Source organism: Halomonas sp. 3A7M (assembly GCF_014897875.1).
Classification (GTDB): Bacteria; Pseudomonadota; Gammaproteobacteria; order Pseudomonadales; family Halomonadaceae; genus Vreelandella.
Map to the genome: position 1 here is coordinate 1 of NZ_JABUZD010000122.1, position 11,211 is coordinate 11,211.

The window sequence follows — 11,211 nt, forward strand, 5'->3', positions numbered from 1 at the left end:
CCTTTTGTGCTTGCAGACGAGGAGGAGTCCATATACGCGCTACAGGGATGCAACCATTGAGCTCAGTGGGATTGTAGCGCGTGGTAAGCGAAGCGCACCCGCGAGGGCAGCTTCCCCATCGTAGCCAATTCATGCCAGTATCGTGCGATTGTGGTACCTTGTCGGCACCTCGAATGCTGCATGAGTTAGTTGCACGTTATGGATGTCAAACAACGCATTATTTCACGCTTAGCCACTGAGCTAAACGTACGGCCTGAACAGGTCTCCGCAACGGTAGAGCTTCTGGATGGTGGCGCTACCGTGCCGTTTATTGCTCGTTATCGTAAAGAGGTAACGGGTGCCCTCGATGATATTCAGCTGCGCCAACTGGATGAGCGCCTGCGCTATTTGCGCGAGCTGGAAGAGCGCCGTGAAGCCGTACTAGCGGCTATCGATGAGCAAGGCAAGCTGGATGCCACGCTAAAAGCAACGATTCAGGCAGCTGAGACGAAGCAGCGCCTAGAAGACTTATACCTACCGTTTAAGAAAAAGCGCCGCACGAAAGCTCAAATTGCCCGTGAAGCGGGCCTAGAGCCACTGGCTGATGCCCTGTTGGCCAATCCGCAGCTTAATCCCGAAAGCGAAGCAGCGCAGTACCTGCGCCCTGCAGAAGGCGATATTCCAGCCATTGAAGATGCCAAAGCCGCCCTTGATGGTGCTAAGCAAATTCTCATGGAACGCTTCGCCGAAGACCCTGAACTTATTGGCCGATTGCGTGAACGGTTATGGCAAGAGGGCGAACTAAGTGCCCGCGTGCTAGATGGCAAGCAGCAGGAGGGCGCAAAGTTTTCTGACTACTTCGAACATGACGAGAAACTTGCCAAGGTGCCATCTCACCGTGCGCTGGCTATGTTCCGTGGTCGCAACGAAGGCATTCTAAGTCTGGCGATTCGTCTGCCTGGCGAAGAGGACGCTCCAATTCATCCGGCCCAGGTCGCTATTGCCAAACAAGTGGGTATTAGCGATGAAGGCCGCCCCGCCGACAAATGGTTGAGCGAAGTAGTGCGCTGGACGTGGCGTGTGAAGCTCTATACCGCGCTTGAAACCGAGTTGTTGGGTCGCCTGCGCGAGCAGGCAGAGTTGACTGCTATCGAGGTGTTTGCCGCCAACCTGAAAGACCTTTTGCTGGCAGCGCCTGCAGGGCAAAAAGTGACTCTCGCGATTGACCCGGGTCTAAGAACCGGCTGCAAGGTTGCGGTGGTGGATGCTACCGGTCAATTTATCGACCAAGCGACGATTTACCCCCATGCGCCGCAGAATCGCTGGGACGAATCGCTCAATGTGCTCGCTAAGCTGGTTAAACAGCACGGCGTTCAACTCGTTGCCGTTGGCAATGGCACCGCCAGTCGTGAAACTGACAAGCTGGCAGGTGATCTGCTGAAGGCGTTAGCACCCGAGCATCGTTTAAGTAAAGTCATGGTGTCTGAGGCCGGTGCGTCGGTTTACTCCGCGTCGGAATACGCTTCCCGCGAGCTGCCGGATCTTGATGTCACCGTGCGCGGCGCTGTCTCTATTGCTCGCCGCCTGCAAGACCCGCTTGCAGAACTGGTGAAAATCGAGCCGAAATCTATCGGTGTTGGTCAGTATCAGCACGATGTCTCCCAGGTGCAGCTGTCACGTAGTCTAGAAGTCGTGATAGAAGACTGCGTTAACGCCGTCGGTGTGGATCTCAATACGGCATCTAGCGCATTGCTTTCACGTGTTGCTGGGCTAAGTGCTGCCATTGCTGAAAATATTGTTGCCCAACGCAACGTTCAAGGTGCCTTCAAGAGCCGTAAAGAGCTGTTAGAAGTTAGCCGCCTTGGACCAAAGACGTTTGAGCAGTGTGCTGGTTTTTTACGCATTAGCAACGCCGAAAATCCGCTGGACGCCAGCGCTGTTCACCCAGAGGCTTATACGCTGGTAGAGCGTATTGCCAAGCAGAATAGTCGAGATATAAAAGGCCTGATTGGTGATAGTGCGACGCTAAAAGCACTGAAGCCCGCTGACTTCGCTGATGAGCGTTTTGGTGTTCCTACCGTCAGCGATATTCTCAAAGAGCTGGATAAGCCAGGACGCGACCCGCGCCCTGAGTTTAAGGCGGCTGAATTCCGTGAAGGCGTCGAAACACTCAAAGACCTGAAGCTGGGCATGGTGCTGGAAGGTACCGTCACCAACGTGACCCACTTCGGTGCCTTTGTAGATATTGGCGTTCATCAAGACGGGCTCGTGCATATTTCAGCGCTCTCTGACCGCTTTATCGATGATCCGCGCAGTGTAGTAAAAGCAGGCGATATCGTTACCGTTAAGGTTATGAGCGTGGATATCCCCCGCAAGCGGGTAGGGCTTTCAATGCGTTTGGATGATGAGCCAGAACAGACGCAAGCAGCTGTAAACTCCACTAACGACGAGCCTCGTAAGCCTGCACGTAGCCAGCGGTCGGCTAGTTCTGGACAGAATGGTCGTGGTCAACGCCAGGGAGGAAAGTCCAGCGAAGCAGCGGCACCAATGGGCGCGCTCGGCGCAGCACTGCTTAAAGCAAAGCAGGGCAAATAGTCGCGCGTCTTGAATATTTAATGGTTGCCGCCATATCCTGCTGTCTATTCTCGGTAAAAAAACGTGATAAACCGCATGGCGATGCCAGCTGATTTCAACAAGGCCTGCTTTAAGCAGGCCTTACTAACAAGGAGTGTTCACCTTGTCTGAACCTCTCACTGTGCCATCCACACTGACCGCCCAGGTTGAGCGTTTGCTCCCTAGCGCGCGTTTAGGGCGCCTAGGTCGCCTGCGTCGCGGGGTGGAAAAAGAGGGCCTGCGCGTTGACGCCAACGGCCATATTGCTCAAACGCCGCACCCTTACGCGCTGGGTTCAAAGCTAACCCACCCGCATATCACCACTGACTACTCCGAAGCGCTATTGGAGTACATCACACCGGTGTATTCAGAGCCAAAAGAGGCGTTGGCATTTTTATCAGACCTGCACACGTTTACCTATCACCACTTGGAAAATGAGTGGATTTGGCCAGGCAGCATGCCGTCTCGGCTTTCCGGTAACGATAGCGTACCGATTGCTGACTATGGCAGCTCCAATGTGGGCACCATGAAGCATGTTTATCGTAAAGGGTTGGATGTGCGCTACGGGCGTATTATGCAGGCTATCGCCGGGGTGCATTACAACGTATCGCTACCCGATGATATGTGGCATGCCCTGCGTGAGCTTGAAAAAGCCACCAATATTCCTTTTAACGATTATCGCTCTACGCGTTATTTCGGCATGATTCGGCATTTTCGTCGTCATAGCTGGCTGCTGCTCTACCTATTTGGCGCATCACCCGCCATCGATAAAAGCTTCCTGCCAACTGGTACAGTGCCTGAAAAACTGCAGTCGCTGAGCGACGACACCTATTACGCCCCCTATGCGACCACGCTACGTATGTCGGATTTGGGCTATCAGAATAAAGTGCAGTCACAGCTTAAAATCTGCTTTAACTCGTTGTCCAATTACGTCAACACCCTGCGGCATGCTATTTCCACTCCCTGGCCAGACTACGAAAAGCTGGGCGTGAAGAACGGCGACGAGTGGCAGCAGTTAAACGCCAATATTTTGCAGATTGAAAACGAATACTACAGCGATATTCGCCCTAAACGAGTTGCCAAGCACAACGAAACGCCCAGTCAAGCCCTGGAAGCGCGTGGGGTGGAGTACATCGAAGTACGCTGTTTGGATCTTAATCCATTCGACCCGCTAGGTGTCACCGAAGCTCAGATGCGTTTTGTTGATACCTTCTTAATGTGGTGTCTATTAAGCGATAGCCCGTGGATTTCAGACGAAGAGTGCGACCGCTTAGACGACAATCGCCGTTTCGTCGTTGAGCGTGGGCGTGACCCAGCGCTGAAGCTGATCCATAACGGCAAAACGACGACTGTGAAGGAGTGGGGCGAGCAGATTTTTGCGGAAATGGCCGAAGTGGCACGCCTATTGGATGCTGTAGAAGAGAGTACTCCTCATGCGTCGGCACTCGCTGAGCTAGCGCCGCGGCTGAAAGATCCTTCTCTAACTCCCTCAGCGCAACTACTGGCGCGCCTGGAAGCTGGTAATGGCTCGCTCAGCGATACGCTGTTGCAATTGGCTCAAGAGCAAGCCGACAAGCTTAAATCCACGCCCATGCTACGTTCTCGTGAAGCACTGCTTGCTCAGTTGATCGAGACCTCGCACCAACAACAGCACGATATTGAAGAAGCCGATCAAGAGAGCTTTAGTGAGTTCCTAAGCACTTACTTTGCCAAAGCGCGTGAGTCCAGAGCGCTGTCTGCTATTTCACCAGAGGATGGTCAATGACATCATTAGCAGTTCGCCCTATCGCGTTAGCGGGCTTCGCCTTTTGTGTTCTGATGATGGCGGTAGCCTTGGGGCTTGAGCATATTATGGGATTGGAACCCTGCCCGTTGTGTATTTTTCAGCGGGTCGCGGTGATTGCCGCAGGGCTGGTGCTAGGTATCGCTGCACTTCATAACCCAAGTGGCAAAGTAGGCAAAGCTATCTACGGTTTGCTGAGCTTAGCCGCAGTAGGTACGGGTGCTTTTGTTGCTGGAAGGCATGTATGGCTTCAAGGCTTGCCCGCTGACGAAGTGCCAACCTGTGGCCCAGGCCTTGAGTACATGATGGATATCTTGCCGATGCAAGAAGTGGTTGCCATGGTGCTTACCGGCTCTGGTGAGTGTGCTGACATCGATTTCATGTTCTTAGGCCTGTCGCTGCCTGCATGGACCTTGATCGGCTTTTTATTGCTCGCGATTGCGCCTCTGCGTATTCTGTGGTCTTTAAAAACATGGTCTGTAAAAAAGAGTTAAATAAGTGGTATGGTTTACGTTAATTGATTGGCCTCATTTAATTAAGTAAACCGTACCCGCTAGGATTGACAGGTGTCCACGGACGCGCGAGTCTAGCTCAGTTGAAGACGGCTATCTGTAAGGAGAAAGCCCCATGCTCGAAGATTGCAAAAATGCCCTGGAGCGCTGGGGGGGCGTGCACAGTTTGATTGATCGCTGGCTTGATCAGCGCCGCTCGCTGTTAGTCAGCTTCATTGAGCTGAAAGAAGCTTGTGACGCCGAATTAGAGGCGATTAGCAAAGCGCGCATTGACACCTTTAGTGAGTTGTTGATGGACTACATCAGCGCTGGGCACTTCGAGATTTACCCCCAGCTTGCTGAGGAAGCGAAGGCATTCGACGATGAGAGTGCATTACAAATCGCGGCAAAGCTTCTTGAGCGCTTAGAATTGTCAACGGCCATGGTGCTGGAATTCGATGAAGACTTCGCCTCACCGGTACGCTGTCAGCAGAATCTAGTGCGTTTGCCCGCCTGGATTGACCGCTTAGCGAAAGGGTTGGCAGAGCGCTTCGCCCTTGAAGACCAGCTAATCGCCCGCCTGCACGCCGCCCACAGCCCACAGCAGATAAAGTCACCAGCGTAGCGCTTTTCGCTGCCCCGCGGGTGCGCTTCGCTTACCACGCGCTACAACTCCTGTGCATTCAGTATTTTGTAGCGCGGTGTAACGAATCTTGCGAGGCACGAGCAAATGAGGCACCCGCGAACGGTGCCCCAGTCGCCCCTGCTATGCAGTCTCACACCTCACCTATTACTTCTCACGCCTTAGCTTGCCGCCTATCACTAGCATGCAGGGGGTTAATAAGAGTGTCAGGGCTGTGGCGAACGTGAGGCCGCCGGCAATCGCGCTGGACATTTGTGTCCACCACTGGGCCGAGGGGGCATTGAATCCTAGCGCGGGTGCAAAAAGATTAACGTTGATTCCCAGCACCATCGGCATTAACCCCAGCACGGTGGTAATAGCGGTGAGAAGCACTGGGCGTAAGCGCAGGGTGCCTGCTTCTAGTGCCGCTTCGGTTGGGGGCATGCCTTGGCCGCGCAACTCGTTGTAAGTGTCGATCAAGACGATATTGTTGTTAACGACAATACCTGCCAGGGCGATAATGCCCATGCCCACCATGACAATACCAAACGCTTGGCCAGTAATGAGCAGTCCCATCAAAACGCCCGCAGTGGAGAACACAATGGCCGATAGCACTAGCGCTGCTTGATAGTAGCTATTGAACTGTGTCACCAGAATCAGCGCCATTAGCCCAATCGCGATCAAGAAAGCGCTGATCAAGAACTGCATGGATTCCTGCTGATCTTCTTGTTCACCCGCCACATTAACCATCAAACTATCGTCAAGTTGGCTTTGGCCTGCATCTAGTAGCGCTCGCAACCGCTCGTCCGCTAAATAGCCTGGTGCTAAATCTGCCTCAACGGTAATCGCACGGCGTCCATCAATACGATTCAGGGTGCCAACTTTGGGGGCGGGCGTAATGTCTACAAAGTGAGCAATAGGCACTTGGCCTCGTGGGGTGTTGATCGTCAGTCGTTCAAGTTGGTTGAGCGTGCGCCAGTGTTCCGGTAAGCGCACGCGAATATCCACCTCATCAGTAACGGTGGGGGGACGGTAGTTGGCCACTTGAAGGCCAGTGGTGAGTAGCTGTACAGCACTACCAATGGTGGTGATATCGGTGCCCATGCGGGCAGCGGCTTCACGATTAACTTTTACCTGCCATTCGACCCCGGGCAGGCTGCGGTTATCCTGGATGTCGGTAAAGCCGCCTAGCTCGTGCATTAGTGCCGTAATCTGGTCAACGCCGGCATTTGCGATGTCTGGATCAGTGGCGCTGACTTCGAGCAGAATAGGTTTGCCGCCGCCAGGCCCCATCTCCTGCTCGCGAAACTCTAGCGTTATCCCCGGTAGATCTTGAGTGCGCTCGGCCATGTCAGCCAAAATCGTGCGGGCAGGGCGGCGCTGATACCAGTCCACAAACTGAAACTGCAACATCCCGATCACATCATTGCCCATTTGCTGGTTAGGCACCGCAAAAGAGCGTGCATAAAGGGCTTCGATTTCTCCCATGCTGCCCAGTCGGCTTTCCACCCGCTTCAGGATGGTGTCGGTTTCTTCAGCGGAAAAATCGCCTCGGGCACGTACCAGCACTTGCGCGCTGTCCGGCTCTACGCTGGGGAAGAAATCAACGCCATGATTAAAACGAGCATAGCCGGTATAAATCAACCCAATTAACAGCACCGCAAACACGAGCACCCAGGCGGGATGCTGCAGCAAACGTCCGAGTACGCGGCGATAGGCGCGCCCAAGCGACGTGCTTTCGTCGACCGGGCCAGCACCCGCGGTTGCTGTATGGGATGTGCGGGTAAACAATCGCCCCAGGGTTGGCAAAAACACCAGAGCCATGGCTAGCGACGCAAGAAGGCACAAGATGACGGTGGCAGGCAGGTACTTCATAAACTGACCTACCACGCCTGGCCAAAATAGCAGTGGTATAAATACCGCAAGCGTTGTCGCGGTAGAGGCAATAACCGGCCAGCTCATGCGTGTTGCGGCATTCAGCCAAGCCTGGTGGGGAGACTGCCCCTCATGCAGGTGTCGGTCAGCGAGCTCGCTGACTACAATCGCACCATCCACTAGCATGCCAGCCACTAAGATCAGCGCAAATAACACCACAATGTTGAGCGTAAAACCAAATGCCCAAACCAGTAGAATGCCGGTTAAAAACGCGCCGGGTATGGTCAGGCCCACCAGCAACGCCATGCGCCAACCCATCACGGCTACGACAACAATTAATACCAGCACCACTGCGGTGAGTACGTTATTTAACAGCTCAGAGAGCATGTTTTGAACGGTAACCGACTCGTCTAAAATCGTGGTAATACGCAGCTGTTCAGGCAGTAGGTCGCCTGCCTGGGCAAAGCGTTCTCTTACGGCTTCAATGGTGGCGATGATATTCGCCCCCGCGCGCTTGGAAATTTCCAGTACTACTGCTGGCTGGCCGTCGATGCGGGCGAATCCTTCGGGATCTTTGTAGGTCGGTAAAATCCACGCAACATCACCAAACGTAACCACTTGGTCGCCGTCAACTTTCACCGGCATGTCCATGACATCGTTTAACGATTCGATAATGCCCGGTACTTTTAGTGCTAGCCGTCCGGCGCCGGTATCCAAGCTGCCCGCAGCAACTAGGCGATTATTGCGTGAGATTTGATTAAACAGCGTATCAAAATCAACGCCGTAACTTTCCAGTACCAGTGGATCAACGACAATTTCGAGTAAGTCCTCGCGGTCGCCAGCAATATCGACCTCTAGAACGTCGGCAATGCCCTCTATTTCCTCTTTTAAGCGACGCGCAATGGTTACCCGTTCTCGAGTATCCAACTCGCCGGAAAGGCCGATGCTCAACACTGGAAACTCAGAGACGTTAACCTCCATGACCCGAGGCTCGTCCGCTTCATCCGGTAAGCTACTGCGGGCGATATCCACGCGTTCGCGTACATCAGAAAGCGCTGTATCCGGATCAAAGCCAGGATCAAACTCCAGCGTTACCGACCCATGACCTTCGCTAGACTGGGCGGTAAATTTGCGCAGCCCTTCGATTCCACGCAGCTCCTGCTCCATTGGGCGAACTAGCAGGCGCTCACCATCTTCCGGGCTAACGCCTTCCAGCGAAAGCGAGACGTATATAATCGGGATAGTGACGTCTGGATTGGCTTCCTTGGGGATCATCTGCCAGGCGGTTGTACCCGCCAGCAGCAAGCCAACCAGGAGAAGCAGAGTGGTTCGCGTGTGGGTTAGCGCCGCATTAATCAACTGACGCATGACCACCTTCCTGGGTAGACACTGGTGTTACGGTGTCGCCTGGGTTGACCAAACCTGCGCCGAGGGTGATCAACTGCACGGAGCTGGGTAGGCCAGTAACGTAGGCGCGTTCGGTATCAGCACTGACCAATTCAATCGCCGTTTGGGCAACGCGGTTATTTTCAACAACGTGCTTGATGGCTAATTGACCCTGCTCGTTCAGATTAAAGAGAGCAGGCGATAGGGTATGCACTTGGCGAGGTGGCAGCGTTATGGTGAATTCAGCGCTGCTCCCTGCTAGGCGTTGCCTGTCTGGATTGTCGAGCGTTACTTCGATATAGAACGTGCGAGTGGCTTCTTCTGCGCGACTACTAATGTAAGACACTTCGCCTGAAAGCGACTGGCCATTGAGCAGTCGCGCGGTGACAGGCAAGCCAACGCTTAACTCACCGATTTGCTGTTGAGCCACCCAAGCGGTGCCGATTAAGCGTCGGTCGTCGATCAGTCGTGCCCACTCTTCGCCTGGTTGCAGTAAGTCGCCAAGTTCAACCTGGACGCGGTCCAGCACGCCTTCAAAGGGCGCGGTAGGGCGAGTATCGCTTAACTGCTTTTCTAACTGAGCCACCTGGGCGGCGCTGGCGCTTAAGGCACTTTGCAGGCGCAGCAATTCTGGCTGAGAAATCAGCTCACGGCGACGCAGGTTTTGGGCGCCGGCGTACTCCGCTTCAGCAAGCGTTAACTCATCACGTGCCTGCTGCAGACGTTGGGGTAACGCGTCGTTGTCTAGTACCAGCAGTGTCTCGCCTCGGCTGACGGTTTCTCCTTGGGCCACCGGTTTTTCTGCGACATAGCCAGTTACATTGGCGCGCAGCAGTGTTTCTTTTTCAGCAGTTAGCTGGCCTTGCAGCACGTGCTTAGGAATATAGGGCGCGCTCTGCTGGGTCATCACCTCTACACGAGGTGTTGCGTCGCGTTCAGTGGTATCTACATCAGGTGGACTGCTTTGGAAACGTTGGAAATCGCCAACCGCTAGCCATATCACAAGCGCCAGAACCAGCAGGCTAGCAAGCGCGTAAGAGTAGGGGATTCGTCGCATGGGGTAGTTATATCCGTATTAACCCAAAAAAATCACACAAGGCAAGTCATGCTGAAGGGTAGGCCGTACTAAGAGTTAAGGCTTACTGACCGACACACCATAGCGCAACTGGCGTCTGGCAGCGAGTACCAAGCCGCTGAGAGAATGGGTAGTAGTCTCATGTATGATTGAGTTTTTGCACATCTGGGCATACCATCTTTGCGTCTTGAGTTCTGTCGTCCCACTCTCAGGCGAGAACCCACCCTAGGCGAACCATCAAGGAGCAATGATGAAAGATCCAGTACGTATTGCGATTACCGGCGGTGCCGGCCAGATCAGCTACTCTCTTATTTTCCGCATCGCCGCTGGCGATATGCTGGGGCCGGATCAGCCAGTCATTCTCCAGCTTCTCGAAATTCCCCAAGCCATGGACGCCCTGAATGGCGTTGTCATGGAAGTTAACGACTGTGCTTTCCCGCTGGTACAAGACATCGTTGCCACTGATGATCCGAACGTTGCCTTCAAAGATGCCGATTTCGCCTTGCTGGTAGGTGCACGTCCGCGTGGCCCGGGTATGGAGCGTAAAGATCTGCTGGAAGCCAACGCCGCGATCTTCTCTGTACAAGGTAAAGCGCTGAACGATCACGCTAGCCGTGACGTGCGCGTGCTGGTTGTCGGTAACCCGGCTAACACCAACGCATTGATTGCTTCTTGCAATGCGCCGGACCTCGATGCAGGCCAGTTCACTGCGATGACGCGTTTGGACCACAACCGTGCGCTGACGCAGCTGGCTCAGAAAACCGGCAAGCACGTTACCGACGTTGACAGCATGATTATCTGGGGCAACCACAGTGCTACCCAGTATCCGGATCTGGCGCAGTGCAAAGTAGACGGCAAAGCCGCCTTCGATCTGGTCGAGCGTGACTGGTACGAAAACGACTTTATCCCGACAGTACAGCAGCGCGGTGCGGCGATTATCAAAGCACGCGGCGCATCTTCTGCAGCGTCTGCGGCGTCTTCAGCCATTGATCACATGCGTGATTGGGCACTGGGTTGCGATGGTATCGTCAGCATGGCGATCCCGTCTGACGGCAGCTACGGCATTGAAGAAGGCATAATCTACTCCTACCCAGTTCGTTGTCAGGGTGGCAAGTATGAAATCGTTCAAGGCTTTGAGTTGGACGCGTTCAGCAAAGAGAAGATGCAGGCTACCGAGAAAGAACTGCGTGAAGAGCGCGCGGCTGTTGAGCACCTGCTCGGCTAAGCACGTTTACTAGCGTTCTTTGAGCTGTTCTAAAAACTGTTCTTAGAGCAATGCTCAGTAATACCAAACCCCGCAAGCTAAGTGCTTGCGGGGTTTTTTTATTGGGCGCCTGTGCCGTTCGCGGGTGCCTCATTTGCTCGTTCCTCGCAAGATGCGTTACCA

Annotated in this window: 7 protein-coding genes; 5 read left to right on the forward strand and 2 right to left on the reverse strand. The window is 54.1% G+C overall.

Annotation, left to right across the window (positions count from 1 at the left end):
• Positions 1 to 198: 198 nt before the first annotated feature.
• The 4 genes from INT19_RS11520 to rsd all read left to right on the forward strand — a co-directional run bounded on the left by INT19_RS11520 (position 199) and on the right by rsd (position 5,491).
• Positions 199 to 2,574, forward strand: coding sequence for a Tex family protein (locus INT19_RS11520; RefSeq protein ID WP_193060831.1), 2,376 nt, complete (start codon positions 199 to 201; stop codon positions 2,572 to 2,574).
• Positions 2,575 to 2,716: 142 nt separating this feature from the next.
• The gene (gene gshA, locus INT19_RS11525) at positions 2,717 to 4,357 is read left to right on the forward strand and encodes a glutamate--cysteine ligase (RefSeq protein ID WP_193060832.1); all 1,641 of its coding nucleotides are present in this window, start codon (positions 2,717 to 2,719) and stop codon (positions 4,355 to 4,357) included.
• Positions 4,354 to 4,869 carry a disulfide bond formation protein B gene (locus tag INT19_RS11530; RefSeq protein ID WP_095604560.1) on the forward strand — a complete coding sequence of 172 codons (516 nt, stop codon included), beginning with the start codon at positions 4,354 to 4,356 and terminating at the stop codon, positions 4,867 to 4,869. Before gshA ends, INT19_RS11530 begins: the two co-directional genes overlap by 4 nt.
• A 133-nt stretch (positions 4,870 to 5,002) precedes the next feature.
• Positions 5,003 to 5,491 carry a sigma D regulator gene (rsd, locus tag INT19_RS11535; protein ID WP_095604561.1) on the forward strand — a complete coding sequence of 163 codons (489 nt, stop codon included), beginning with the start codon at positions 5,003 to 5,005 and terminating at the stop codon, positions 5,489 to 5,491.
• A gap of 165 nt (positions 5,492 to 5,656) precedes the next feature.
• Here the strand turns inward: rsd and INT19_RS11540 are convergent, their stop codons facing one another.
• Together INT19_RS11540 and INT19_RS11545 are read right to left on the reverse strand one after the other, a co-directional pair.
• On the reverse strand, positions 5,657 to 8,731 hold the full coding sequence (locus INT19_RS11540; protein WP_193060833.1) for an efflux RND transporter permease subunit: 3,075 nt from the start codon (positions 8,729 to 8,731) through the stop codon (positions 5,657 to 5,659).
• Positions 8,715 to 9,806, reverse strand: coding sequence for an efflux RND transporter periplasmic adaptor subunit (locus tag INT19_RS11545; protein WP_193060834.1), 1,092 nt, complete (start codon positions 9,804 to 9,806; stop codon positions 8,715 to 8,717). Before INT19_RS11545 ends, INT19_RS11540 begins: the two co-directional genes overlap by 17 nt.
• Before the next feature lie 268 nt (positions 9,807 to 10,074).
• On the opposite strand from INT19_RS11545, the gene INT19_RS11550 reads away from it, so the two are divergent.
• Complete coding sequence (locus INT19_RS11550; protein WP_038486035.1) at positions 10,075 to 11,049, forward strand: malate dehydrogenase; 975 nt, start codon at positions 10,075 to 10,077, stop codon at positions 11,047 to 11,049.
• Positions 11,050 to 11,211: the final 162 nt, after the last annotated feature.

Bases quoted from the DNA above. Each gene is read 5' to 3' on its own strand.
- INT19_RS11520 (WP_193060831.1), top strand. From the start codon at position 199: ATGGATGTCAAACAACGCATTATTTCACGCTTAGCCACTGAGCTAAAC.
- INT19_RS11530 (WP_095604560.1), top strand. From the start codon at position 4,354: ATGACATCATTAGCAGTTCGCCCTATCGCGTTAGCGGGCTTCGCCTTT.
- rsd (WP_095604561.1), top strand. From the start codon at position 5,003: ATGCTCGAAGATTGCAAAAATGCCCTGGAGCGCTGGGGGGGCGTGCAC.
- INT19_RS11540 (WP_193060833.1), bottom strand. From the start codon at position 8,731: ATGCGTCAGTTGATTAATGCGGCGCTAACCCACACGCGAACCACTCTG.
- INT19_RS11545 (WP_193060834.1), bottom strand. From the start codon at position 9,806: ATGCGACGAATCCCCTACTCTTACGCGCTTGCTAGCCTGCTGGTTCTG.
- INT19_RS11550 (WP_038486035.1), top strand. From the start codon at position 10,075: ATGAAAGATCCAGTACGTATTGCGATTACCGGCGGTGCCGGCCAGATC.